Annotated in this window: 22 protein-coding genes; 7 read left to right on the top strand and 15 right to left on the bottom strand. The window is 37.4% G+C overall.

All coding sequences use genetic code 11. The features are described 5' to 3' along the window. Positions 1–89 precede the first annotated feature (89 nt). Positions 90–1151 carry a chorismate synthase gene (gene aroC / locus OZP13_RS08715; protein ID WP_281299362.1) on the bottom strand — a complete coding sequence of 354 codons (1062 nt, stop codon included), beginning with the start codon at positions 1149–1151 and terminating at the stop codon, positions 90–92. Between the two features lie 312 nt (positions 1152–1463). Here aroC and OZP13_RS08720 point away from each other — a divergent pair, with 312 nt between their 5' ends. Continuing rightward, positions 1464–1946: a hypothetical protein gene (locus OZP13_RS08720; protein WP_269243539.1), complete on the top strand. Its 483-nt coding sequence runs from the start codon at positions 1464–1466 to the stop codon at positions 1944–1946. Positions 1947–1998: 52 nt separating this feature from the next. Here the strand turns inward: OZP13_RS08720 and OZP13_RS08725 are convergent, their stop codons facing one another. From OZP13_RS08725 to OZP13_RS08765, 9 genes are all read right to left on the bottom strand, one after another. Continuing rightward, positions 1999–2424 (bottom strand): protease complex subunit PrcB family protein, encoded by a 426-nt coding sequence (locus OZP13_RS08725; RefSeq protein WP_281299363.1) that lies wholly within the window; start codon positions 2422–2424, stop codon positions 1999–2001. Next, complete coding sequence (gene bshA, locus OZP13_RS08730) at positions 2421–3554, bottom strand: N-acetyl-alpha-D-glucosaminyl L-malate synthase BshA (protein ID WP_281299364.1); 1134 nt, start codon at positions 3552–3554, stop codon at positions 2421–2423. The genes OZP13_RS08725 and bshA overlap by 4 nt, the downstream gene beginning before the upstream one ends. A 270-nt stretch (positions 3555–3824) precedes the next feature. After that, positions 3825–6005 (bottom strand): TonB-dependent receptor, encoded by a 2181-nt coding sequence (locus tag OZP13_RS08735; RefSeq protein WP_281299365.1) that lies wholly within the window; start codon positions 6003–6005, stop codon positions 3825–3827. Positions 6006–6110: 105 nt separating this feature from the next. Beyond that, positions 6111–6389 (bottom strand): hypothetical protein, encoded by a 279-nt coding sequence (locus OZP13_RS08740; protein WP_281299366.1) that lies wholly within the window; start codon positions 6387–6389, stop codon positions 6111–6113. Between the two features lie 102 nt (positions 6390–6491). Further along, positions 6492–6974 carry an ABC transporter ATPase gene (locus OZP13_RS08745; RefSeq protein WP_281299367.1) on the bottom strand — a complete coding sequence of 161 codons (483 nt, stop codon included), beginning with the start codon at positions 6972–6974 and terminating at the stop codon, positions 6492–6494. A gap of 51 nt (positions 6975–7025) precedes the next feature. Further along, on the bottom strand, positions 7026–7817 hold the full coding sequence (locus OZP13_RS08750; RefSeq protein WP_281299368.1) for a (Fe-S)-binding protein: 792 nt from the start codon (positions 7815–7817) through the stop codon (positions 7026–7028). Positions 7818–7888: 71 nt separating this feature from the next. Further along, entirely contained in the window at positions 7889–9223 is a 1335-nt protein-coding gene (locus tag OZP13_RS08755; RefSeq protein WP_281299369.1) for a 4Fe-4S dicluster domain-containing protein, read from the bottom strand. Positions 9224–9228: 5 nt separating this feature from the next. After that, complete coding sequence (locus OZP13_RS08760; RefSeq protein WP_281299370.1) at positions 9229–10194, bottom strand: MlaD family protein; 966 nt, start codon at positions 10192–10194, stop codon at positions 9229–9231. Between the two features lie 61 nt (positions 10195–10255). Next, a complete protein-coding gene (locus OZP13_RS08765; protein ID WP_281299371.1) occupies positions 10256–11422 on the bottom strand; it encodes an N-acetylmuramoyl-L-alanine amidase family protein in 1167 nt (388 codons plus the stop codon). Positions 11423–11505: 83 nt separating this feature from the next. Here OZP13_RS08765 and OZP13_RS08770 point away from each other — a divergent pair, with 83 nt between their 5' ends. Then, entirely contained in the window at positions 11506–14247 is a 2742-nt protein-coding gene (locus tag OZP13_RS08770; protein WP_281299372.1) for a putative LPS assembly protein LptD, read from the top strand. Positions 14248–14292: 45 nt separating this feature from the next. After that, positions 14293–14673, top strand: a complete 381-nt coding sequence (locus OZP13_RS08775; RefSeq protein ID WP_281299373.1) for a RidA family protein — start codon at positions 14293–14295, stop codon at positions 14671–14673. Here the strand turns inward: OZP13_RS08775 and OZP13_RS08780 are convergent. The 5 genes from OZP13_RS08780 to OZP13_RS08800 form a co-directional block, all read right to left on the bottom strand. Then, entirely contained in the window at positions 14654–15028 is a 375-nt protein-coding gene (locus OZP13_RS08780) for a methylglyoxal synthase (RefSeq protein WP_281299374.1), read from the bottom strand. The genes OZP13_RS08775 and OZP13_RS08780 overlap by 20 nt on opposite strands. A 5-nt stretch (positions 15029–15033) precedes the next feature. Beyond that, positions 15034–15885 (bottom strand): N-acetylglucosamine kinase, encoded by an 852-nt coding sequence (locus OZP13_RS08785; protein ID WP_281299375.1) that lies wholly within the window; start codon positions 15883–15885, stop codon positions 15034–15036. A 127-nt stretch (positions 15886–16012) separates the two neighbouring features. Continuing rightward, a complete protein-coding gene (gap, locus tag OZP13_RS08790; RefSeq protein WP_281299376.1) occupies positions 16013–17017 on the bottom strand; it encodes a type I glyceraldehyde-3-phosphate dehydrogenase in 1005 nt (334 codons plus the stop codon). A 73-nt stretch (positions 17018–17090) separates the two neighbouring features. Next, positions 17091–18077 (bottom strand): 6-phosphofructokinase, encoded by a 987-nt coding sequence (pfkA, locus tag OZP13_RS08795; protein ID WP_281299377.1) that lies wholly within the window; start codon positions 18075–18077, stop codon positions 17091–17093. Positions 18078–18272: 195 nt separating this feature from the next. After that, entirely contained in the window at positions 18273–22706 is a 4434-nt protein-coding gene (locus tag OZP13_RS08800; RefSeq protein ID WP_281299378.1) for a translocation/assembly module TamB domain-containing protein, read from the bottom strand. A 109-nt stretch (positions 22707–22815) separates the two neighbouring features. Between OZP13_RS08800 and tsaD the strand changes: the two genes are divergently transcribed. The 4 genes from tsaD (at position 22816) to OZP13_RS08820 (ending at position 26466) form a co-directional block, all read left to right on the top strand. Then, positions 22816–23838, top strand: a complete 1023-nt coding sequence (gene tsaD, locus OZP13_RS08805; protein WP_281299379.1) for a tRNA (adenosine(37)-N6)-threonylcarbamoyltransferase complex transferase subunit TsaD — start codon at positions 22816–22818, stop codon at positions 23836–23838. 2 nt (positions 23839–23840) lie between these two features. Beyond that, positions 23841–24548: a 16S rRNA (uracil(1498)-N(3))-methyltransferase gene (locus OZP13_RS08810; protein ID WP_281299380.1), complete on the top strand. Its 708-nt coding sequence runs from the start codon at positions 23841–23843 to the stop codon at positions 24546–24548. Between the two features lie 151 nt (positions 24549–24699). Further along, positions 24700–25338 (top strand): DUF4159 domain-containing protein, encoded by a 639-nt coding sequence (locus OZP13_RS08815; RefSeq protein ID WP_269239728.1) that lies wholly within the window; start codon positions 24700–24702, stop codon positions 25336–25338. Between the two features lie 159 nt (positions 25339–25497). After that, positions 25498–26466 (top strand): zinc metalloprotease, encoded by a 969-nt coding sequence (locus OZP13_RS08820; RefSeq protein WP_281299381.1) that lies wholly within the window; start codon positions 25498–25500, stop codon positions 26464–26466. The last annotated feature ends 32 nt before the right edge of the window (positions 26467–26498 follow it).

The following is a 26498-nucleotide window of genomic DNA, read 5'->3' on the forward strand; positions in this document are numbered from 1 at the left end:
TGAGCATAATAAAAATACTACTTCACCTCTTTATAATTATTATATTGTCATAAAACCAATATGATTATTTTGATAAAACAATTTAAATCTTATTTATATGTTTTGTTTATCAAATAAAAATCGGCAAGAACGATGGCCGCCATTGCTTCGACAATGGGAACGGCACGGGGAACAACACAGGGATCGTGACGACCTTTTCCGGTCATCTCGGTAATATTTCCTTTATTGTCCAATGATTCTTGTTTTTGCATAATGGTGGCAACAGGTTTGAAAGCCACACGGAAATAAATATCCATCCCGTTGCTGATGCCTCCCTGGATTCCTCCGGAAAGATTCGTTCTGGTGGTTCCGTCGGGATTGTATAAGTCGTTGTGCTCGCTTCCTTTCATTTTGGAGCCACAAAATCCGCTTCCAAATTCAAATCCTTTTACGGCATTTATCGAAAGCATGGCTTTACCCAATTCGGCGTGCAATTTGTCGAAAACGGGTTCACCCAAACCAATCGGCACGTTTTGGATTACGCAAGTCACGGTTCCGCCTACGGTGTCTCCGTCTTTTTTAATCTGTTTGATATACTCTTCCATTTCGGCAGCCATTTTTTCATCTGGACAACGAACCGGGTTGCTTTCTATTTTTGAAAAATCCAAATCCTGGTATGGTTTTTCCAAATAAAGTGGTCCCACGGAAGAAACGTAAGCATTGATTTTTATTTCCGGCAACATTTGTTTGGCAATGGCACCGGCCACTACCCTGCTGGCCGTTTCGCGGGCAGAACTTCTTCCACCGCCGCGATAATCGCGAACGCCGTATTTTTTTTCATACACGTAATCGGCATGACTGGGTCTGTAATTGTCTTTTATATGCGAGTAATCGTCTGATTTTTGATTGGTATTCGGAATAATGAAACCTATTGGAGTTCCCGTGGTTTTGCCTTCAAAAATTCCGGACAGAAATTGAACGTCGTCCGGTTCTTTTCGTTGGGTCACGATTTTGGATTGTCCCGGTTTTCTTCTTGACATTTCCAACTGAATGGCTTCCATATCCAAGGCAATTCCAGAAGGACAGCCGTCAATTATGCCGCCTAAAGCTTCTCCGTGTGATTCTCCAAAAGTGGTTATTCTAAATAGTGTTCCGTAGCTATTTCCTGCCATTATAATTAGTTTTCAACAAAAGTACTATTTTAGATTAAAGTTTAAAAGTTTATCCCGTGATTTCAGGATAAAGTTTTAAAAGCTATTCCATTTGTATTGGAATTTGAAAATTAAGTTGCTTTAAGCAAGGACTCGTTTTGGCACTAAAGTAATTTCGCATATTCTGTTTTTGGCTAAATTTTTCCAAATTAAAACCAACTTGATAATCAATGTTTTCGAAAAAAAATGTGGCAATTATGAAACTTTTTTCAATTATTCTATAATTTTTTCGTCCAATATTAGTTTCACCTTTGTAAAAATTAAAAACCAATTATGAAAAGAATTATTTTATCGGCTATTATGTTAATGGGATTAGCATTCGCCGCACAGGCACAAGACATTGCAAAAAATGCTTTAGGTTTACGTTTAGGAGACAACGATGGTTTTGGTGCCGAAATCTCTTATCAAAGAGGATTGTCAAAAAATAATCGTCTAGAATTAGACTTGGGCTGGAGAAACAGCAACGATGTTGACGCATTCAAACTTGCCGGTTTATACCAATGGGTATGGAATATTGATGGAGGATTCAATTGGTATGCAGGAGTTGGTGGAGGTATAGCCAGTTGGAATGACAACAATTTTGATGATAACGGAACATTTGTTTTTGCTGCTGGAGATATTGGAATAGAATATAGTTTCCAAGAAGCCCCAATCTTGCTTTCATTGGATTTTAGACCTGAAATTGGTGGCGACAATTACAATGGAAATAGTTATAGTTCAGATATCGCTTTGGGAGTTCGATTTAAATTTAATTAGATTCCGGAAAAACAACAAGAATCCCGTTTCAAATTATTGGAACGGGATTTTTTTATTTTATGATAATTTCTTTTTTGGAATTTATCTTGACCACACAATAGGGAGTCCTAATTTCTTGCGTGGTCATTGTGCCAGTATCGGGAGCAGTTTCTTTTACGGTAATAATTATGTTTTTATCCGTTTCAACGACACTTTCGACGCCTATTTTATACCCTCCAGATGTTTTTTCTCCCATATTCAAAACTACAAAATTGGAAGTTTGGGTATCATTCGAGTGTATTTTGTTTTTTAGTTTTTCATCATTTTGGAGCATTGCAATTTCCTTGGGTTCCGACAAAATTTCAAAAAAGCGGATGTTTGCACCACCATCTGATTGTTGGGTCAAAACTTCAAACAAAGTCTTGCTATCTGCTTGTTTTACAGACGAAGCACAGGAAACCAAAATCAATGCCAGCAAGGCTAGAAGCGCTTTTTTCATGAAAATTTATTTATGGCTTTTTGATACAACTCTTCATACAAAGGCAAAATATTTTTGATGTCAAATTGTTTGGCAACTGACAAGGCATTCTTTTTGAATTCCGCCAAAACCCTTTCATCCTTTAAAATTTTTATGGCATTCTCGGCCATTTCGTCCGTATTGCCCACGTCACTCAAATACCCCGAAATTCCGTCGAAATTCACTTCGGGCAAACCTCCTGAATTACTGGAAATTACGGGAACGCTCCAGGCCATCGCTTCAAGAGCGGCAAGGCCAAAACTTTCGGTTTCGGAGGGCAGCAAGAATAAATCGGTGTAACTCAATATTTTGTCTATCTCGTTACTGTTTCCAAAGAAAATCACTTTGTCTTGAATACCTAATTCTTGGCAAAGATATTCCGCTTTTTCTTTTTCGGGACCATCGCCTACCATCATTAATTTGGCTGGAATTTCAAGTTGAATTTTATAAAATATTTTAATAATATCCGGAATTCGCTTTACTTTTCTAAAATTACTGATATGCGTAATGATCTTTTCATTTTCATGGGCCATGACGGAACGTCGGCAAGAAGTAACGGCTTCGACCTCGTTTTTATCCAACTCAATAAAGTTTGGAATGACCTGGATTTCGTTTTTTATATTGAATAATTTCAGCGTATCGTCTTTCAAACTTTGGGAAACCGAAGTCACGTAATCTGATTTGTTGATGCTGAAGGTTACCGCCGATTTGTAAAATGGATGGCTTCCCACCAAAGTAATGTCGGTTCCGTGAAGGGTGGTTATCATGGGCAAATTTATTCCTTCGTCCTTGAGCATTTGCTTGGCCATATAACCCGCATAAGCGTGAGGAATGGCATAATGAACGTGCAATAATTCTATTTTATGCAGCTTGACCATATCGACTAATTTACTCGACAAAGCCAATTCATAGGGTTGAAAATGAAACAAGGGATATTCAGGAACATTGACTTCGTGATAATGAACATTAGGGTTAAGCAACGCCAAACGAACGGGTTGGCTGTATGTGATAAAGTGGATTTCGTGACCGCGACGAGCCAATTCAAGACCAAGTTCCGTTGCGACAACTCCACTACCGCCAAAAGTGGGATAACAAACAATTGCTATTTTCATATTAGTATTTTGATGAGACGAATTTAGGCAAAATTGAAACGGTTTTGAAAAATATTTTTTTTAATATATCTGGCTGTTTAAAACTGCATACCCTGAATCTGGACAGCATTTAAAATGGCCAACATCATAAGTGGAACAACAGCCAGTTTGCTTGTCAACCTTGCTGTTTATTTGTTCTCAAAGATGTTTGCCATTTTCATCGTATTGGTGTTGATGTTCCATAAATAATTACTTTCCATTCCCTAAGAATCAATACCTGCCCACAACCGATTAAAATTTCATTTTAACCCCAAAATTGAATACAAAACCTTCTGTATAGGTCCAAATCTCATCAAAAGTAGGACTGTTGGCTGGACCATTAACCACCCTTTTGTAATTACTTTGCCTGGTATCGGTGAAATTTTCAAAGTTTATGAAAAAATTGTAGTTTTCCCATATTGTCTTTTGAGCCATTGCTCCAAATTTCCAGAATGTCGGTGTTTGATAACCATTGTATAAATATTGGTGATCCGTGAAATAGCCTTCTAGTCCAATTTTAAAATTATCTTCCTTCTCATACATCAGTATCAAATTTAACTTGTTTTTGGGCACCAAGGGTAAAAATTGGTGGCCTTCAAGGTATTTTGCTTTTACATCAGTGAATGTATATCCCACAAAAAGTTTTACATCTTGATCATAAATAAATTTAAGATTGCTTTCAAAACCATTGCTAGTAACAGGATTATCAGCATTAACAAAGAAATACCCAGCATTATTATTTTGTAAAACCAAGGGTTTATTAATCTTTGTTGAAAAAAACATGTGATTCATGCTAAACGACAAATCATTGGTTATTCGTCTATTAAAATTGACGTCAAATGTTCCTCCAATACTTTTTTCAGCCACGACATTGTTTAATGCCAAAATATTTTGGTATTGCATTGTTTCCGTTTGTTCCGTGAAAACAGAAGGGATTTTATACCCTGAACCGCCAGTAACCCTGCTGCTCCATTGGCGATTTATTTTGAATAATGCCGAAATTCTTGGCAACACAAAGGCTTGATTTTTAGAATAATTCGGGTTGGAATAGTGTACATTATCCAAACGCAAGCCGCTTTCTAATTTTATATTTTCGGCAACATCCCAAGTATGCTGAATGTATGCTCCCGTAGTGAAGGATTTTGAATCCAATAGGGCGCTATCTTTTTGTTTGAAATTATCGTAAATTAGATTTATCCCTCCCAAAAGAGTAAATTTTTCCTTGTTCCAAACATAGGAAGCGTCTGTATAAGTATTGGTGTTTACCCCTGAGAACAAATAATTTGGGATATTAATTTTTCGGTCGAAAAGGTTTAAACTTTGTTTCAATTTGAAACTATTTTTATTTTCAAATTTTTTGTCGAATTCAACCGTAGTCGTATTTCTTATGGTATTATTTTCTTCAAAATAAGTATGAATCCCGTCTGAATCCCCTTTTATGACCTGCATATCGCCACCTCTAAGATCTCCTTTCGAAAAACTATTTCCAATCATCAATGAGGAATTTTCGGTTGGGTAATAAAACAATTGAGGATTTACGGTAAAATTAGTCCCCTTTGGAATTTCAGAAAAACCATCCTTGTCAACGTCATAGGCTTGCTGGAAATTAGCCAATCCCATTAGGGTATAGCCAAACTTTCCTTTTCTTTTAGAAGCATAAGCTCCTATATTGGATTGTCCCACATTGGATTGATTGAGTATTATATCATATTCTCCTTCTGTTTTTGGTTTTTTGGAAATAAAATCGATAACCCCTGCAATGGCACCACCGCCATACAAAGTAGATACTGGTCCTTTTATTACTTCAATCTGCTGCAAATCTAAAGGAGGGATTTCCAAAACACTAAGACCACTGGCAAAGTTTCCGAAATTGGCATACCCATCTTTAAGAAGTTGCGAATATCGACCGTCTAAACCTTGCATCCGAATGCTTGCATTCCCGCTGGTAGCAGAGGTTTGTTGCACATTAATTCCAGTGCTTTCCTGAAGAACCACAGACACGTTGGCTACTTTCATGTTGCTTTTTTCGTCCAGCTCTTCTCCATCCATAATTTCAATGCGTGTCGGTGTATTTTTTATGGTTCTACTGGTGCGGGTAGATTGCACGACAACTTCGGTTAACTCAGTGCCTTCTGTGGATTCAAGGCTTATTTGCAAGGTGTCGTTAATGGATAATGGGAAGTCTAAAGATTCTATTTTTGATTCGTATCCTGCACAGCTAAAAGCAATTTGTTGTTTGCCGTTCGGAATATTTTCAAGTGCTACAAAACCGTTTTTATCAGTGGTTTTCTCACTGTCAGTATTCCTAATTTGTGCTTTTGCACCAACCAATAGTTCGCCTGTATTGCCATTTTTAACAACGGCCTTCAAAGTGTTTTGACTGTTTGATGCAATAGTCATCAAAACAGTCAAAATAAAAAAATATTTTGTCATTTAAATTTAAGTTTTAATCATAAACAATTAATTACAAGAACTATAAAATAGCCTTATACTGTTTTTTTGAATAGGTACATTATTCCTATTCTAAATTACTAATTCTTAAATTATTTGAGGGGGTTGCCAAATACTTCCGAAAAAATTGGAAGTAAGAATTGATTGGTATTGGGGTATTTTTTTGTCAATTAGAGTTTTGACAGCAATAAAATTGTAATTGTGGATGGTATTGTAAACGAAACCTTGACAACCGCAACAGTTGCAAATACACAAAGGCGAACAGGCATCCTTGTTGTGGGTATGGCTTGATTCCTTGTTGCTGGTAACTTTATTGCAAGTTGCAACATCCTCCATGTCTGCGCAAGGCAAACACGAAAGTGTCATTAAAAATATTGATAATATGAAGTTCAATAATTTCATTCCCATGCCACTATAATTATAAGCTTCAACTAGAAAACAATTATTTCCAACCAATGATTCAATTGATTAGAAAAAACGACTGTGCCAGCTGTCCATGGCTGGAACTTCCCAGGATTCGTTGTATTCTTGGATGGTATTGACCAAATTATTAAAAACGATGGTGTTTTCGGTAACGGCTTTTTCCTTGGCCATTTTTTTGAAATCAATCAAGGTTTTGTGCGCAATGTGTTCCCCATTTTTGAAAGTAACATTCATTTTATCCAACAAATCCACATTGTATTTTTGTTCCAATTTTTGGATAAATTGCACTGAATTGTCTATCGAACAACCTGATGCGGCTTGTACTTCCTGGTTTACGGCAATAATAATGAATCGGTTGTATTTCATTTGATACGACGATTCCAGGCTTACACTGTGTGATTCCCAACTTTCCAGAAAAGATTTCACGTCGTTTTCAATTTCGGAAAATTCTGCATCCGAAAATTTTCTATTAGATTGATAAATCCAGATTTTGGATTCTTCGGGTAAATTTTCAAAAGGAATATACATGGTAATTATGAGTTATGAATTATGAGTTATAAAACCCAATTCGTAATTGATTTATAAATCTTGTGCGTTGGCAATGAGTTCAGCGATGTCCATCACTTTTACCGAGCCTTCTTTTTCTTTGTTTTTGATGCCGTCGGTCATCATGGTGTTGCAAAACGGACAACCTGCAGCAATAATATCTGGAGCTGTTTCTAGCGCTTCTTCGGTTCTTTCGACATTGATTTCCTTGTTTCCAGGTTCGGCATCCTTGAACATTTGCGCACCACCGGCTCCGCAACATAATCCATTGGCACGGGAACGTTTCATTTCGACCAATTCGGCATCCAATTTTTGAATTAAATCGCGAGGAGCTTCATAGACTTTATTGGCTCTTCCCAAATAACAAGGATCATGAAAGGTAATGCGTTTTCCTTTAAATTGTCCGCCTTCAATGGTTAATCTTCCGTCGTCCAACAAGGATTTCAGGAATTCGGTGTGATGTAAAACTTCATATTTCCCTCCCAATTCCGGATATTCGTTTTTCAAGGTATTGAAACAATGCGGGCAAGCGGTAACGATTTTTTTGACTTCATAGCCATTCAAGACTTCGATGTTCATCATGGCCTGCATCTGAAACAAGAACTCGTTTCCTGCTCTTTTTGCAGGATCACCGGTACAACTTTCTTCGGTTCCCAAAACAGCGAAAGAAACATTGGCACGATTCAAGATTCGCACAAACGCCTTGGTTATTTTTTTGGATCTATCATCAAAACTTCCAGCACAACCCACCCAAAACAGCACTTCTGGTTGTTTTCCTTGGGTCATCATTTCGGCCATTGTTGGTACTATTAAAACTTCTGACATTGTATTTTGTTTAATCGGTTAATCGGCTAAACGTTTAACCGATTAAGCGATTAAACATTTAAACTTTTCCACTATATTTCGTTTTTCCAGTTCAATCGGTCTTGTTGGTTGTATTGCCATGGCGCACCGTTGTTTTCTATATTGCTCATCATGGCGTTCAATGAGGTTGGCGCGGCACTTTGTTCCATTACCAGATAGCGTCTCATATCCATGATAATCGAAAGCGGACTGATATTTACAGGACATTCCTCGACACAAGCATTACATGAAGTACAAGCCCACAACTCTTCGGGCGTGATGTAATCATTCAACAATGATTTGTTGTCAGGAACAAAAATTCCTTTATTGGCATCAATGTTTTTTCCCACTTCTTCTATTCTATCTCTCGTGTCCATCATAATTTTACGAGGCGATAATTTTTTCCCAGTGATATTGGCGGGACAAGCCGAAGTACAACGACCACATTCCGTGCAAGTATAAGCATTCAACAATTGCACCCAATTCAAATCTTGGATGTCGCTGGCACCAAATTTGGAAGGAACTTCATTTTCTGCTGGAGCTGGGGTCGCATAAGGATCGGCATTGGGATCCATCATCAATTTTACCTCATTGGTAACGGATTCTAAATTGTCGAATTGTCCTTCTGGATTAAGGTTGGCAAAATAAGTATTTGGGAAAGCCAACAAGATATGTAGGTGTTTGGAGAAATACAAATAATTCATGAAACACAAAATCCCGACGATGTGCAACCACCAAAAAACTTCGTTAAGCAACAGAACCAATTCATTGGACATTCCATTAAATAAAGGTTCGATAAATTGGCTTATTGGAAAAGAACCTGCTTTCATGAAATGGGAAAATCCACCAGGCACGTTTTGCAAATGCAAGTCTGTGGCGTTCATCAACAAGAACAATGACATCAAAACGATCTCGAAATACAGAATATAATTGGCGTCACTTTTAGGAAAACCGGTTAAATCTTTATTGGCAAAACGTTTCAGCTTGATGATATTTCTTCTTGTCCAAAAAGCAAGAACGGCTACTAAAACCAACAAAGCAAGTATTTCAAAAGAACCGATTAGAACATCATAAACGATTCCGATAGGTGCAAAAATCCTGTGAGTTCCAAATAAACCATCAATAATAATTTCCAACAATTCGATATTGATGATGACAAAACCAACGTAAACAATGATGTGAAGTATTCCTGCAACAGGTCTTTTTACCATTTTGGATTGCCCAAGCGCAATCATTGCCATATTTCTCCAACGAGCTTTGGGATTGTCTTTACGATTTACGGCAGTACCCAGATTGATGTTTCGGATTATTTTTTTTACATTCAAATAAAAATAACCAAATCCTACAAACAGCAGTATTGCAAATAATATATTGTCCAAATAGCCCATAATTGCTAGTTTTTAGCTTTGGCAACTGTATCGTTTACAGGAGCAACATAAGGTTTGTTTTTCTTTCCAAAAACAGAAACATTCACGTATCGTGTTGGATTTAGACGAACATCTTCCAACAGCAATTCCAATTCTTTTGAAGTTTTTGATAAATTATTGTACAAAGCTTCATCATTCAACATTTTGCCCATAGACCCTTTTCCGGCTTGAAGATTTGCCATAATTTTATCGACACTGGCCAAAGTTTTTTCAAGATTTTTGGCTGTTTGCCCTAAATTAGCTTTGTTCAGGGAATCGGAGATTTTGGAAAAGTCGCTGGATATTTTGTTAAAGTTGCTTACCGTTCCATTTATTTTGCTTTTGTTGTCGGCCAACATGCTGTTCACGTTTGCGGAAGCCTTGTGAAATTCCTCTATGGTTTTGCTTAATTCAGACAGACTTTTTTTCAAATCGGCTTGCCCTTGCTTGTCCATTACGTTCTTGAAACTGATCACCAACTCATCCGAGTTGCGAATCAACTTCTCGAATTTTTCTTGAAGTGGCACCAATTTTTCTTTTAAGGATTCCGTAATCCCTGCCGTTATCTCCCCTTTTAACATATCGCCATCGTCCACAATTGTTTTGTCGGCATAATTGGGATAAATGGCAATTTGTTTTCCTGCTATAAATCCAGGTTCGTATATGGCTGCTTTACTCGATTTAGAAATAGGAAAGTCGGTTTTTAATTGTAATTCAACTAAAATTTTTCCAGTATTCTGGTTAATTGTAATATTGCTGATATTACCTACAACAAGGCCGTTAAGCGTTACGGAAGCTGATTTTACTATTCCCTCTACATTATCGTATTCGACGTATAAAGTTTTGTAATTGGTAAAAAGGTCTTTTCCTTTTATATAGCTGTAACCCCAAATAAAGAGTAAAATAGACGAAATGACTAATATGGCGGTTTTAATTTCTCGTGTTAATTTCAAAATATAAGTATATTGGATTGGGGCAAATTTAATATAAAATAATTAAACTTGCCGTTATTAATTATTTAAGGGCCTCTTGAACGCTAATCTTTTCTCCGTTTTTAAAAGCAATCAAATAGGCAGAACTGTATCCTTTTGATTTTGCTTCCTGCAACAGTTTTTTTGCTTCATCGTAATTGGAAGTCTCTCCATACATGTATTTATATAGATTAACACCGGATTCTATTGAAATATCTTTCAATCCATTAAAATTGCTAGGTGTCAATTCCACTTTTTTAATACTTGCCGATAATTGCACTTTAAAAATGACGGCCGTACTATCTTTATTGTTCACCGACTTTTTTATTACGGGAACTTCCAAATTTGGTTTTGGTTTTGCTGGCAAAGAGCTGTCTTTTGCTGGTTTTACACTTATTTTCTGGGAAGGTTTATCCATATCACTGTCAGTGCCTCCGTTTCCAAAGTATTCGTTTTTATAATTAATGATTGCATCTGCGATGGCTCTGGCAACTTCGATTTGTCCTTCCTCAGAATTCAGGACTTCTCCTTCAACAGGATTGGAAAGAAAGCCTGTTTCTACCAAAACTCTCGGCATATACGCTTTGTGCAGTACCATAAATGGTGCTTGTTTGACTCCGCCATGTCTTATTTTCTTGCCTAAAGAAGCGAACCCCTCTTCTACTTTACTGGCCAATGTAATGCTGTTATCTAAATATTCTTCCGCCATCAAATCTATTCCAATCGTGGCTTCGGGAGAATTGGGATCAAATCCTCCGTATTTTTGTTTATAATCTTTTTCCAAAGTAATAACAGAGTTCTCTTTTTTGGCCGCTTCAAGATTGGAAGCCACTTTACTCATACCCATTACGTAGGTCTCGGTTCCATCGGCGGCGGTATTTTTGTTGGCATTGCAATGAATGGAAACAAAAATATGGGCATCGGCGCGATTGGCTATATTTGCTCTTTCTTCTAAACCTATGAAAACGTCAGTTTTTCGAGTATAAATCACGTCAATTTTAGGATTTTGTTCCAACAACTTTCCAACTTTAAGTACAATTGCCAGATTTATGTTTTTTTCGACACGCCCGCTATAAACGGCTCCAAAATCGTGGTCTCCATGGCCTGCGTCCAATGTTACCCTGAAAAGATTGGACTGACCATAAGAAACAAATGAAACAATCGTTAGAAAAAAAGCGAATTGCAACTTGAATTTATTTATTATATACATAAATCTAAAAGTTAATTTTAATTAAAAACACTCGGTTATAAATTTATTAATTGATTATTTTTGACAAAAATTTATATGTAAGTTTGACACGTCAAAAAACAAGCCATATTTTTACAAAAATAGCATTAAAACCTTTGAATACAAACTTATTTAATATCGTTTTATTATCAATTTTCCTAACGACGGGAACTTGTAATTTATATTCGCAAGATATAACGAACAAAACTAAAACGATACCCGCTAAAAAACAAAAAGTCAGTTCCAATTTAACTCCTGAGAACAAGGACAATACCGCTCCAACTGCAAAAACTGAAACGGATACCCTAAAAAAAGACAGCATTCAACCCAAGGCAATTTTGGAAGGCAAAGTAAAATATAATGCCGAAAATTATGTCAAAATTGAACAAAAGAAAAAGCTGATCACTTTATATGACAAAGCCGAATTGTACTATCAAGACATTGAGTTGAAAGCAGGAATCATAGTCATGAATTACGAGAAAAATGAGGTCTATGCCGGTCGAATAAAAGACTCCACAGGTAAATATACGCAATTTCCCAACTTCAAGCAGGGCGAAAATGTCATAGAACCTGATTCGATTCGATTTAATTTTAAAACCAAGAAAGCCTTGATTTGGAATTCAAGAACAGACCAAGGCGAGTTCAAGGTCAAGGCGGCCATCACAAAAAAGGAAAATGATTCCGTTTATTTCTTGAAAGGGGCGCGATTTACAACATCTACAGACGTCGACAACCCCGAATATTATTTCCAGACCAGCAAAGTTAAATTTATTCCCGGCAAAAAAGTGGTTACCGGATTGACCCACATGGTTATCGCCAACGTGCCCACTCCAATTGCCTTGCCCTTCGCCTTTTTTCCGATGAGCAAGGAAACCAGTGTTTCGGGAATCTTGTTGCCAAGTTACAACGATTCGAATACCAGGGGATTTTCGTTGCAAAATGGGGGTTATTATTTTGCGCTGAGCGACAATTATGACTTGACGGTTTTAGGAGATTATTACACCAACGGAAGTTATGCCATGCGTTTTGAATCCTCTTATGCCAAAAGATATAAATATAGAGGAAATTTAAACTTTAGATTCGAAAATTTAATCAACAGCGAAAGAGGCTACCCTGATTATTCAAAGCAAAATATCTACAACCTTCAGTGGTCGCATTCAAAAGATTCAAAAGGAAGTCCCAATTCCAGCTTTACGGCCTCGGTTAATATGGGAAGCAGCAAATATTTTCAACAATCCATCAATCAAACCAATATAGGGTCAAATTTAAACAACACCTTAAGTTCTTCTATTTCATACAGCAAAACTTTCAACGGAAATGTCGGATCCAGATTATCTTTGTCTGCAACGCATTCACAAAACACCCAAACTTCAGAAATCAACATGACATTGCCTGATTTGCAATACAGCGTAGATCGTATTTACCCTTTTGTGGGGAAAGATGGCGTCAAAAAAGGCTTTTTCAAGAATATTAATTTACTGTACAATTTAAGCGGGAAAAATAGTTTCGTGACAACGGATTCCCTGTTCTTCAAACCCGAGATGTTTAATGAAGCGCAAATTGGGGCCAAACATTCGATTCCGTTAAGCACCAATTTCAAATTATTCAAATATTTCAGCGGTTCAGCTTCCGCCAATTACGACGAAGTTTGGTATTTGAAAACCATTCAAAGAGCATATGATCCGAATCAAGCCCAAGTAGTCGACAAAACAATGAATGGTTTTGATGCTTATCGCACCTACAATTTTTCAAGCAGTTTGGGAACCACTATTTACGGAACGTTTAATTTTGGAGCCGATAAAAAAATACAATCCATTCGACACGTAATGCGTCCATCGGTTTCCTATGGTTATACTCCTAGTTTCGAAAAATACTTTGACACCTATGCCACTGATGCCAGCGGAAAAACAACAAAGGATTACACCCGATTTGAAGGCGGTATTTTTGGTGCACCATCCAATTCCAATTCCAATCGAATGGGATTTGATTTGAGCAATACTTTTGAAGCGAAAGTTACCGACAAAGACACCACAAAACTGGAAGCCAAAAAAATTATGCTGCTCAACAACTTGAATCTTTCCACCGGTTACGACCTCAATGCGGATGGCGTGAACACCTTGGCCTGGGATCCTGTCCGAGTAAGTGGCGGAACACAATTCTTTGACAATAAGTTAAACATGAATTTCGGAACAACCTTAGACCCGTATGCCATCGACAATTCCGGGAAACGAATCAACGTCTACAATATCAACAACGGTGGAAGTTTGTTTAGAATGACCAGCGCCAACTTGACGATGAATTATTCCATTTCAAGCAAAAAAGACGACAAAGACAAAGATAAAAACAAACAAAGCGAAAGAAATGGAGGTCGTGATGACGATTTGTTTGGAAGAAATACCATCGATCATGTCAGGGGTGGAAGTCAAATTAACGAGGAAGAAGACGACGGAGAAGATGCAATAACCGAGTTTTTTACCACAAAATTACCATGGGACATGACATTTGCCTATTCGTTGACTTATGGAAACAATAATAGAGAAAGTAAAATAACAGGAAATTCGATAATGGTTTCGGCCAATACCGATTTGACACCAAAATGGAAAGTCGGCGTTTCAACCGGATATGATTTTGTGCAAAATGGCGTTACCTACACCCAACTTCGTTTTGAAAGGGATTTGTTGAGCTGGAGAATGGATTTCAACTGGCAACCTTTTGGCGAGCAGGCCAACTGGAGTTTCTTCATCGGTATAAAATCAGGCATCTTGAGTGACATCAAATACGACAAACGAAGCACAAGCAACAGATAATCACTAGTTTTGATTTAAAAATTATTCACCTGAAAATTAAAAAACATGAAAAAAATAATTTTTACCGAAAATGCTCCAGCGCCAATTGGTCCTTATAACCAAGCGGTTCTTACAGGAAACACCCTTTACACTTCTGGACAAATCGCAATAGATCCAAAAACCGGAGAATTGGTTACAGCCAACATTGAGGCCGAAACCAAACAAGTCATGGAAAACATGAAAGCAGTGCTCGAAGCTGCCGGAATGACTTTTGAAAATGTGGTAAAAACATCCATTTTCATAATGAATATGGGCGATTTTGGAACCATCAATACGGTTTACGGTTCTTATTTCAACGAAAAAACCGCTCCAGCTCGTGAAACGGTTCAAGTGGCTGGTTTGCCAAAAAACGTAAATGTCGAAATTTCTATGATTGCGGTGTTATAGCATTCAAAAACAATTGTGCCGATGCCTCGTTTGTTGCCAATGGCACATTGTGGACATCGCAAACACGCAGTAACATATTCACATCGGATTCGTGTGCGTGACTGGACAATGGATCTTTAAAAAACAAAACCATTTTAGTCTTGCCTTCCGCAACCCTTGCCGCAATTTGCGCATCACCGCCTTGTGGTCCCGAAAGCATTTTTTTCACTTTGAAACCCACACTTTCTGCCTTGCCTCCCGTGGTTCCGGTGGCTATAATTGTAATGCTGTCTCGATCCAGGATATGTTTGTTTTTATTCAAAAACTGGACCATGTCAGCCTTTTTTCCATCGTGGGCAATAATTGCTATTTCCATTTTCATTATTTGTTGGCAATATGATAAGCAATAAGTCCGTCGATAGGTCTTCTAAGCACGTTGCCTAATTTCAATTCATATTTATCAAAGGTGACTTGCAATTCCTCTTTCAAGTAAAAAGCGATAGAACCAACGAAATGAATCGGCACTACTTTGCAATTGTCATATTGTTGGATATAATTTTTGACGAAAGATTTCATTCCTTTCATGATGATTTTTTGACAAAATTCCGTTTCCTTGTGCTTGATCAAGAACTTGGCAAAAGTCGCCAAATAAGCATTTGGATTGGGTTCTTTGTATAATTTGCTTTTAATAAAATCCGGATCCAAATTGTATTCCTTTTCGAAATCAGCGGCCAAATCTTTCGGCATTTTATTGAAATAGTATTTTCTTATTAATTCTTTTCCAAAAACGTTGCCGCTGCAATCATCCATGACGATATACCCCAGCGACTGTACTTTTTGATGCAAAACTTTGCCATCAAAATAGCTGCAGTTGGAACCCGTTCCCAGAATACTCACAATGGCTTCCTCTCCTTTTGGAGTGGTTGCATAAACCGCTGCATACGTATCTTCGTGAACTGCAATAATGGCGTTGGGAAAATACTCTTGAAAAATTCTTGAAAGCGAACTTTTCATTCTTTCCGTTCCGCAACCTGCACCGTAGAAAAAAAGATGAGTGGCATTACTTTTATTTTGCAAGATGTCAAATCGATCGTTCAAACGTTCAATTATTTCGTCCCCTTCCAATATTTCAGGATTTAATCCTAAAGTTTGGGTGGTAAACAATATTTTTCCATCCTCGTCTATTGCTATCCAATCGGCTTTTGTTGAGCCACTATCTACTAATAATCTCATTTTCAACACGGTTTATAATTTTAGCTTTTTAGCTGCACTAAAAACTAAAAAAAAGGTTATTGGTTTAGGTAAAAAAAACTCCCGTTAAAAATTAGTCTAACGGGAGGTTTTGTAAAAATATAAATTATTATTTCAAACCTGCAATATGTACAGATAAATCAATTAATTTACTAGAGTATCCGTATTCATTATCATACCAAGATACCAATTTGAAGAAAGTAGAATTCAAACCAATTCCTGCATTGGCGTCAATGATTGAAGTTCTTTTGTCAGAGATAAAATCTTGAGATACAACAGCATCTTCAGTATATCCCATAATTCCTTTCATAGTTGTTTCAGATGCATTTTTCAAAACAGCCATGATTTCTTCATAAGAAGTTTCTTTGGCCACTTTTACAGTCAAATCTACTACAGAAACATCAGCAGTAGGAACACGGAAAGCCATACCTGTTAATTTTCCATTCAAATCTGGAATTACTTTTCCAACAGCTTTTGCAGCTCCAGTTGAAGAAGGAATGATGTTTATTGCAGCAGCACGTCCACCTCTCCAGTCTTTTCTAGAAGGTCCGTCAGCTGTCATTTGAGTTGAAGTTGTTGCGTGAACAGTTGTCATCAAAGCTTCAACAATTCCAAAATTATCGTGAATAACTTTAGCCAATGGAGCTAAACAGTTTGTTGTACAAGAAGCGTTAGATACCACAACATCCGAAGCTTTTGCAGTTTCGTGGTTTACTCCCATTACAAACATTGGAGCATCTGCAGATGGAGCAGAGATGATTACTTTTTTGGCACCACCTTTAATGTGCTCATTTGCAGTTTCGATAGTCGTGAAGATACCTGTACATTCAGCTACTACATCAACATCAACTTCATTCCATTTTAAGTCAGCTGGATTTCTTTCAGCCGTGATACGGATGTTTCTTCCGTTTACATAAAGTTTACCTTCTTTTACTTCTACAGTTCCGTTAAAACGACCATGAACTGAATCGTATTTTAACAAGTAAGCCAAGTGATCTACATCTAATAAATCGTTGATTGCTACTACTTCTACATTGTCTCTATTGAAAGATTCTCTGAAAACAATTCTTCCAATTCTTCCGAAACCATTAATTCCTAATTTTACTTTTGACATTCTTTTTTTATTTAATCGTTAATTTATTTAGTTTAATGTTATTCAAGTTTGTTTAACAATTCTTGAATATTATTTATATGGACATAATTTCTGAAACACGAAGCAATTCCCTGTCTATTTCAGTATGTCCTTTTATGGCTTGTTCCAATGGCGTAAGCGATACTCTGTCGTTGATCATCCCTACCATAAAGTTTGATTTTCCTTCCAATAAGGATTCCACGGCTTTTACGCCCAATCTACTGGCAAGTACTCTGTCGTAACAGGATGGTGCTCCACCACGTTGCATGTGTCCCAAAACAGAAACACGAATTTCGTACTCCGGCAAATTGGCTTCCACATAATCTTTTAATTCGAATACGTTTTTACCTATTTTATCTCCTTCGGCAATCACGACAATACTGGATGATTTTCCTGATGCTTTGCTTTTCTTGAGTGATTCTACCAATCTTTCCAACCCCAAATCTTCTTCTGGAATCAACACTTCTTCTGCTCCACCACCGATTCCTGCATTCAAGGCGATATGACCGGCATCACGCCCCATTACTTCAACAAAAAATAATCGATTGTGGGAACTAGCTGTATCTCTAATTTTATCAATACAATCAACAACCGTATTCAAGGCGGTGTCATATCCTAAAGTATGGCTGGTTCCAAAAATATCATTATCGATTGTTCCTGGAATTCCCATTACTGGAAAATCGTATTCATTATTAAAAATCTCGGCACCGGTAAAACTTCCGTCTCCTCCAATAACCACCAAGGCATCCACTCCTTCTTTTACGAGTTGGTCGTATGCTTTTTTACGACCTTCGGGAGTCCTGAATTCTGTTGATCGAGCTGATTTAAGAATTGTACCTCCTTTATTGATGATATTGTGTACACTTCTTGCTCCCATCTCCAGAAAGTCGCCTTCTATCATTCCTTGGTAACCTCTATATATTCCTACACATGATATATTATGATAAGCACATGTCCTAACTACTGACCTGATTGCTGCGTTCATTCCCGGTGAATCTCCCCCGGAGGTTAGAACTCCAACTTTTTTTATTGTTTTTAGCATTATTTTAGTATTAAAGCGTAAATTTAATAAACATTCGGCACTTTTAATGCTGTGTTTTTAATAAATTAGTAAAAGACCTCAAATTCAAACGTTATCGTTAATAAGTTGCTTAAATATTGTAATAAAAATAATATTTCGCCCAAGAAACAACAATTCTATAACAAATTAAAATTGTTTTTTAGAAACATTTAAGCTTTAATATTCCTCGGGAAGAATTCCTTCCTGATTTAATTTTGGTTCTGTGTCGTTTGTTTTTTGGGATTTAGAACCATCATTATCTTCTATATAGATATTGGAATCTTGGTCAACTGCTTCTTTTTTTGTCGCCTTTTCTATTTTATGGCTTTTGAATATTCTATTGGCCAGCTCCTTGAAGGTGTCAAAATCCACTTCATAAGAAACCCCGACTCCTTGTGTATATCCAATTCCTTCACCTATATAACTGATGTCGTTTTCCTTATTGAAAAAACGCAAATTTACCGTTCCGTCTTCATTAACCCTGTACAAAACCTCAACATCGCCAATGACGGCCGTTTGGTTGACCCCTCCAAAAGGAACTCCCACTTTTCCGTTTATGGTGATACGCTCATTAATTTTTGATGAAATGGTCGCCACAAACCTTCCGTCGGTTTCATTACCCAATGATTTATCGGGAGTAATTATATTCAAGCCCACTTGAAATTTTTCGTCTTCGGAATGTATCATTCCCGTCAATAAATTGGTAGCCGTTTCAAATGCATTCTGGGACAAGGCAGAATTACTGACTCCGTCGGCACTCAAAAAACTTCCCGTGGACAAAAGATACAAGGCTTGGGTTTGTCTTACCTCTTTGTCATTTAATTTATAATTTATTTCCGATTTCAACACATTGCTCACGGTTGGAAATTCGAAATTAAAATCGGGATCAGGACTGGTCAAATCGCCTCGAAGACCAATAACTACATTGACATCCACCTTTTTGTTAAAAGAAGAATTCTCCAGCAATACGGCAGGATTTGCCGAGGCTTTGTAAACCGCCTCTAAATTCAAACGCGCTTTCATCGGATTTCCTTCCCAGGAAATATAGCCGCCTTTTTTAACTTTAAATTTTTTGTCGATTATACCTCCGTATTTAAAATTGTATTCCCCTTCATATGCCTGAAAATCGCCATACATTTGAAACTTACCCAAGGTGTTAATTTTGAACAGCAAGGTTCCATTTCCCCTGCCTTTCATCCCGTGTCCAGAATTTCGGTCCAATATAACTTCCACTTCCGCATTGGGCGTGATATCAAGGTCAAACTCCAATTCAAGTCCCTTGTAATTTCTGGAATTGTCAATGATGCCCTTCTGTATATTAAATTTTTCTTTGGCCGTCAAGAAATGGAGAAAATCATTTTCACTTATGCTTTCGGCATTATTGATGGGGATTTTTAATGACGATCCATTTTCGGATTTAGCGTCAACCTTGATAAACAATCCGTCTGCCGGTCCTTTGATACTTGCTTTACCGTTGATAAAGGCAACTCCATAATAAGCCGCATCTTCGCTGTCTTTGGTATCCAGCACCAATAGCCTTTTTGAACTGATGGCTAAATCCAATTTCCAATCCGAAAAAACTTTATGCTGGATACTCCCGTTTAAAGTTCCTTTTGTGCCGTATTTCGTATCGGTAAGAATATCGTTTTTAAACAAGAATTTCTCGTCTTCTAAATCAACCACGGTTCTGTTGCCTAATGAATAGTCGACATTCAGGTACGGAATAGTCATTCCCGCATTATCCACATAGAGTCGTCCGTTGATTTCGGGCTTATTGACACTTCCACCTATACTGGCATTTCCAGAAGCAAATCCCCGGATGTTGGAAATTACCTCTCCGCCCAACGGACTCAGGATTCCCAAATTAAACTTGTCCAATTTTAAGTTTAAGTCCAAAATGGTTTCGTTGTCCCTTATTTCAATATTTCCATTGGCTTTGAAAGATTCCAAATTTTCATTTTCGATAGTGGAATTCATGGTAAATTTCTTCAACTTTTCATCCCCAACAATATCAAAATTCAAATTGCCCAAATTCGTTTTGTTGATATTCAAGCCGTCAATTTGGATGGAAGCCGGAATCTGGTAAACGTCATTATCTTGTTTGTAATTAACGATGCCGTTCATGTTTCCTTTAAAGACAAACTTGGGATCTGTTGGAGTAATCTGGTTTAAATCGACATTTTTCATGCTCAGTTTCAAATCCTTGTACTTGGAACCTTTTATGTCGCCCATAAAGGAAATTTCCTGATTTTCATGAGTCAGAATTATATTGTCAAAATTGAAATTCGTGAAAGATTTATCAAAAACTATTTGATTGTCTGGGGTTTCCTTTTCATTCAAAAACCACAAATAATCCTTGAGCTTCATTTCGGATTTATTTAGTCCTACAACATTGTTGTTGTCTTTATTTATGGTGTGATACAAGTTCAAATTAAAATAATCCTGCCCTTTTGAACCTCCTTTAAACTCGGATCGAAAGAACAAGGTGTCTTTCATGGTCACGTTGATCAAGCTAAAATCCCGAATCTTGTAATGTTTGGTTTTTATGCTGTCTAATTCGACATAAGCATTGTAAAGCGGATTTTTGTTGTCAACCTTGATTCTAATATTGTCAAAAGTATTGGTCGAAGCCGTAATTTTTGGCGAATTAAAATTGAGTTTGAATTCTTGATTATCGGAATCGATATTCCCTTTTACGATGGTGTTTGGGGCTATGGATATTTCCGGATAAAAGATTTCGACTATTTTATTGTAAATCGTAAAATTAAATTTCAGGAACTGGCCTTTTTTTACTTTGACAGGCTTGTAATTGGTGTATAGACTTCCAAGTGAATTGGTGACTAAATTTTTTAATTGGTTGAATTCATATTTCCCCACAATTTCTCCTTCGACAATATCACGTGAATTTACGGTAATCGATCGCACTCGGTTTTGGTCAAAAGTGGATTCGATATAAAAATCATCAAAAACATAAGTGGCTTTTGTATTTTGGTAAGTAGTTTTATTAATGAATACGTCTCCTTTGAGATTGTCTATCGAATTACCGGAAACCTGGACCACCACATCACCTTTGAACACGGAAATAGAATCCTTCATGAAATTTAATTTCTTCAAATCGGCATTTTCGACATTGATGTGAAAATCATACTTGCTTTCTTTCTTGCTCAAATCAACCAATCCGTCAAAGTCCATGTCCAAGTTAGGATCACTTACCGAAACTTGGCCTTTGTATAGACCCTTATTGAAATTCCCGTTGAGGACAACATTACTATAGGTATAATTGTTGTAATTAACTTGGACTACATCGCCTTTTAAACTGGTATTCAAATATTTCTCGGAAAAACCAACGCCTACTACATCAAGATTCAAACTTGCTTTTCCAACGTCTTTTCTGTCCAATAACGTTCCTATGTCAAAATTATCCAAAACAACATTCCCTATATAAGAAGCCTTGTCCGATAAATTCATGTTTTCGATACTCAAATCGGAATTTACTTTCCCCAATTGCGAGGTCATGGCAAAACGCGCATCTAGAGAAGTAGTGGTAACTTGCGCAGCGCCAACCAAATTAATGGTACCCAATTTTTTCAAAATAACAGGCAACCTTTTCCCTAAAACATTGGGCAAAATAGTTACAAGATCGTCATAACTGGTAGAAAGTTTGGCAAATTTTCCATTCATGTAAAACTCCTTTCCTTTACTAGGAAAAAGATTTCTGAAGTGTATCGTACCTATTATCTGCGACTTTTTGGAATCGACCAATCTTAAATTCGATAGCACCAAATTATTCAAAGGTCCCTTGATTCTTCCCTTTATTTTGAAATATTGGTTTTTGCCCAATTCATCATAAAAACAGCGAATATCATTGGACGCCAATGAAGCCTTTTTCAGTTTAATGTCAAATTCAACTTTATCCGTGAAATGTGAGAAATCTTCAATTTCATAGTTCATTACTATTTCCCCTTTCAGCTTGGATTCCTTGGTCAATAAATCAAGATTTTCCAGTTTGATGTGCTTCGTGGTATAGCTGAATTTAGTGCTTAAATCCTCGACAAATATCCCTCGATGATCCTGGAATGACAAACTGTTGATGGTCGTGGTCACTTCTGGCCCATATATTTTTAAGGCCGTTGCGGCCAAATTAATCTTCGTAAAATCAACATCTTTGGGATTTTCTCTATTTTCGTCGATCAAACTATAATGTCCATTGGTAATTTTCACCTTGGTAGCCGTCAACAAAAAATGCTCGTTGGAAGGTGGTTTTCCCGAATCAAATGCCGCAACAAATTTATCGAGATTGGATTCTTTCTCTTTTTTATAGGTTTTCATGTTAAAATAAACCCCATCCAAAGCGATGTCACCAAAAATCAAATCAACATTCAACAACTTATTCCAATCCAAAATACTGGTTTTAATTCTGTTGGCATAAATCAAGGTATCTTTGTGATGATCCAGAATCAAGACTTTCTTAAGTTTCACGCCACCGAAAACGGTCAAGGAAACCTGCTCAACATTAATATTAATCTTGTATTTTTCATTGAGTGAATTGGTGACATAACTACCAATCCTTGTTTGAACAAAAGGCAACGTAAGGGTAATGCCAAGTACCAATAATAGCAGGATTAGTCCCAGTAGAGAACGAAATACTATTTTTTTAAGTTTTTTGATACCTATTAATGTTTTAAATTTGTCAAATATAATTCAAAAATCACGCCTTTTTATGCAAAATCCCGAGGTTTTTATTCTCGCTATCGAAAGTTCCTGTGATGACACGGCCGCAGCGGTATTACATAACGACAAAGTTCTGTCGAATGTCGTCGCTAACCAACTGATTCACAATCAATATGGCGGCGTGGTTCCAGAACTGGCCTCTCGTGCGCATCAGCAAAACATAGTTCCTGTAATTGATGCAGCACTTCGCAAAGCAAATATAACAAAAGAACAGCTTTCTGCAATCGCCTTTACGCAAGGTCCTGGTTTAATGGGCTCGCTTTTGGTGGGAAGTTCTTTTGCCAAATCCTTGTCGCTGGCCTTGCAAATTCCATTGATTGCCGTCAACCACATGCAGGCACATATCTTGGCCCATTTCATCGACGAAGAAGGATTTGACAAACCAACATTTCCCTTTCTGGCCCTGACCATTTCGGGCGGACATACCCAAATCGTGAAAGTGAACGACTTTTTCGACATGGAAATCATTGGCGAAACCACCGATGATGCCGTGGGAGAAGCTTTCGACAAAAGTGCCAAAATATTGGGACTTCCCTATCCCGGCGGCCCATTGATCGATAAATATGCCCAACTTGGAAATCCGAAAGCTTTTGCTTTTACCAAACCCAAAGTTCCAGGCTTGGACTTCAGTTTTTCCGGTTTGAAAACGGCCATTTTGTATTTTATCCAAAAGAAAAAACTGGAAAATCCCAATTTCATTGAAGAAAATCTAGACGATATTTGTGCTTCCATCCAAGGCACAATTATCGAAATCTTGATGGACAAATTGAAATTGGCCGTGAAGGAAACCGGCATCAAGCAAATCGCCATTGGCGGAGGCGTTTCGGCCAATTCCGGAATTCGAAATACTTTGAAAGAAGCTGAAACCAAATACGGTTGGAAAACCTACATACCAAAATTTGAATACACTACCGATAATGCTGCCATGATAGGAATCGTGGGGTATCAAAAGTTTTTATCCCAAAATTTCGAAAACTCATCCGTGGTTTCAAAAGCCCGAATTCAATTCTAACTATGCAATTATTTTACAATCCAAATATTGACGAAACCACCGAAAGCTTTTCTTTTGACAAGGAAGAAAGCAAACACATCATTAAAGTATTGCGCAAAAAAGATACCGATATTTTATTTGTGACCAATGGTTTGGGACTTCTATTTAAAACCGAAATTACCTTGGCTTCCGACAATAAATGTACGGTCCAAATTCTTGCCGTCGAAAAAGCGGCACCTTCAAAATTTCAATTGCATCTGGCGGTGGCTCCCACCAAAATGAATGACCGCTACGAATGGTTTCTGGAAAAAGCCACCGAAATCGGCATTCACGAAATCACGCCTATTATCTGTGATCGTTCCGAACGAAAAGTGGTCAACAAAGAACGTTTCGAAAAAATACTGTTGACGGCAATGAAACAATCCAATGTGTTGTTTTTGCCAAAACTGAACGAAGCCAAGACTTTCAAGGAATTCATCAAACTCAAAAATAACGGCTTGCAATTAATAGCCCACTGTGAAGAAACGGACAAAAAATCATTGAAATCCGTTTTGAAACCAGGCGAAAACGTCACTTTGCTCATCGGTCCCGAAGGCGATTTCTCGGAAAAAGAAATTGCATTGGCACTCGAAAACAATTTCGTTCCGGTATCTTTGGGAAACACCAGATTACGCACCGAAACCGCGGCGATTGTGGCTTGTCACAGCGTGGTTTTTGTGAATGAAGAATGATTCAAATATGCAAAAACCATATTGCTTTGTCATTTCGACGAAGTAGAAATCTCATTAGTTGCTCAAGCCATGCGATTTCTCCTTCGTCGAAATGACACAATAAACAAGATTGTTCTAAAAAAGGAAAAATCACTGGATAATTTATCATTTTATGAAACGAATAGTATACATTTTAATACTGATTTCTTTTACTTCATTTTCCCAAGAAATTGCCTTGGTAAAATACAGCGGAGGCGGCGATTGGTATGCCAATCCCACTTCATTGCCTAATTTGATAAAATATTGCAACGCCAACATCAATACCAAAATCAAACCCAAGCCTGCCACCGTGGAGCCTGGAAGCCCCGATTTGTTTTCCTATCCTTTTCTTCACATGACAGGGCACGGAAACGTGGTTTTCAACGATTCTGATGTTACTAATTTAAGAAATTATTTGACCTCGGGAGGCTTCCTGCACATTGACGACAATTACGGAATGGATCAATACATTCGGAAAGAAATCAAGAAAATATTTCCCAATACAGACCTGGTCGAAATTCCCGCAAACCACCAAATCTTTCAAAAACCTTATCTATTTTCAAGCGGATTGCCCAAAATTCACGAGCACGATGGTAAGCGTCCTCAGGCTTTTGGCATTTTTGTTGAAAACAGGTTGGTATTGCTTTATACATTCGAATGTGACTTGGGCGATGGCTGGGAAGATCCAGAAGTTCATAATAACCCTGCTTATGTCCGTGAAAAAGCTTTGAAAATGGGAGCTAATATCATGAATTATATTTTCAATAATTGATCCTATTTTTTTAGTTAATTCCATTTCGCAAGAAATAATTTTAACTTTAAAACAACAAAACAATATTTTTCATAAATATTATTTGTAATTTTAGTAAATTTGTTGTATTATTTTCAAACAAACCAACTTAAACCACAACTATTTAACAAAGCTAATATTATGAAAAAAACTATTTTATCTGCAGCTGTCCTCTTGCTGCTTGTTGCTTGTCAAAACGAAGCAACGGATTCAACAACAAATGCCATTGCCCATCGTGGTTGCGCCACACAAGAAGTACTGGAAGCACAATTGATTGCCGATCCAACCTTGGCCATAAGAATGAACCAAATTGAAGCTTTTACCCAAAAAAGAATTGCTTCTTCCTCTTCCTCTAACTCTTCCTCTAACTATAGATTGGTAAATGGAAAAATTGTAATTCCTGTTGTAGTAAATGTTTTGTACAGAACAGCAGCCGAAAACATTTCCAACACCCAAATTCAATCTCAAATTGATGTATTAAACAAGGATTTCACTGCCACAAACACAGATTTCAGTTCTACTCCAGCCGAATTTGCCGGCGTGGCCGCCAATGTGGGAATCACTTTTGAGTTGGCAGGAATTAACAGAAAGGCAACTACCAAGACCTCTTGGGGAACAAGGGATGCCATGAAAAGTACTAAAAAAGGAGGATTAGACCCTACTTCCCCTTCAACAACTTTGAATTTATGGGCTTGCAAAATAGGTGGCGGTATTTTGGGATACGCACAATTCCCGGGAGGCAGTCTTGCCACGGACGGGGTTGTAATTGATTCTTTCTATTTTGGATTATCAAGCTCGGCAAGTTATCCATACAATTTAGGAAGAACCGCTTCTCATGAAGTGGGACACTGGATGAACCTACGCCACATTTGGGGAGATGCTTCTTGTGGAAATGACCAAGTTACTGACACTCCTGTCGCCAAAACTGCCAATTATGGCGTTCCAACATATCCTTATGTAAGCACTTGTCTGCCTACACACAACGAAATGACGATGAACTATATGGATTATACTGACGATAGGGGAATGTACATGTTTACCAATGGTCAAAAATCAAGAATGCTTGCCATATTTACTACTGGTGGGCCAAGAGCCACAATTGGACAATAACAATCATTAATTTTTTAGAATACAAAACTCGC

This window comes from Flavobacterium limnophilum (assembly GCF_027111315.2).
Lineage (GTDB): Bacteria > Bacteroidota > Bacteroidia > Flavobacteriales > Flavobacteriaceae > Flavobacterium > Flavobacterium limnophilum.

Bases quoted from the DNA above. Each gene is read 5' to 3' on its own strand.
- OZP13_RS08750 (WP_281299368.1), bottom strand. From the start codon at position 7,817: ATGTCAGAAGTTTTAATAGTACCAACAATGGCCGAAATGATGACCCAA.
- aroC (WP_281299362.1), bottom strand. From the start codon at position 1,151: ATGGCAGGAAATAGCTACGGAACACTATTTAGAATAACCACTTTTGGA.
- OZP13_RS08780 (WP_281299374.1), bottom strand. From the start codon at position 15,028: ATGGAAATAGCAATTATTGCCCACGATGGAAAAAAGGCTGACATGGTC.
- OZP13_RS08765 (WP_281299371.1), bottom strand. From the start codon at position 11,422: ATGTATATAATAAATAAATTCAAGTTGCAATTCGCTTTTTTTCTAACG.
- OZP13_RS08740 (WP_281299366.1), bottom strand. From the start codon at position 6,389: ATGACACTTTCGTGTTTGCCTTGCGCAGACATGGAGGATGTTGCAACT.
- OZP13_RS08725 (WP_281299363.1), bottom strand. From the start codon at position 2,424: ATGAAAAAAGCGCTTCTAGCCTTGCTGGCATTGATTTTGGTTTCCTGT.
- OZP13_RS08820 (WP_281299381.1), top strand. From the start codon at position 25,498: ATGAAAAAAACTATTTTATCTGCAGCTGTCCTCTTGCTGCTTGTTGCT.
- pfkA (WP_281299377.1), bottom strand. From the start codon at position 18,077: ATGCTAAAAACAATAAAAAAAGTTGGAGTTCTAACCTCCGGGGGAGAT.
- OZP13_RS08755 (WP_281299369.1), bottom strand. From the start codon at position 9,223: ATGGGCTATTTGGACAATATATTATTTGCAATACTGCTGTTTGTAGGA.
- bshA (WP_281299364.1), bottom strand. From the start codon at position 3,554: ATGAAAATAGCAATTGTTTGTTATCCCACTTTTGGCGGTAGTGGAGTT.
- OZP13_RS08745 (WP_281299367.1), bottom strand. From the start codon at position 6,974: ATGTATATTCCTTTTGAAAATTTACCCGAAGAATCCAAAATCTGGATT.
- OZP13_RS08720 (WP_269243539.1), top strand. From the start codon at position 1,464: ATGAAAAGAATTATTTTATCGGCTATTATGTTAATGGGATTAGCATTC.
- OZP13_RS08775 (WP_281299373.1), top strand. From the start codon at position 14,293: ATGAAAAAAATAATTTTTACCGAAAATGCTCCAGCGCCAATTGGTCCT.
- OZP13_RS08785 (WP_281299375.1), bottom strand. From the start codon at position 15,885: ATGAGATTATTAGTAGATAGTGGCTCAACAAAAGCCGATTGGATAGCA.
- OZP13_RS08735 (WP_281299365.1), bottom strand. From the start codon at position 6,005: ATGACAAAATATTTTTTTATTTTGACTGTTTTGATGACTATTGCATCA.
- gap (WP_281299376.1), bottom strand. From the start codon at position 17,017: ATGTCAAAAGTAAAATTAGGAATTAATGGTTTCGGAAGAATTGGAAGA.
- OZP13_RS08810 (WP_281299380.1), top strand. From the start codon at position 23,841: ATGCAATTATTTTACAATCCAAATATTGACGAAACCACCGAAAGCTTT.
- OZP13_RS08815 (WP_269239728.1), top strand. From the start codon at position 24,700: ATGAAACGAATAGTATACATTTTAATACTGATTTCTTTTACTTCATTT.
- tsaD (WP_281299379.1), top strand. From the start codon at position 22,816: ATGCAAAATCCCGAGGTTTTTATTCTCGCTATCGAAAGTTCCTGTGAT.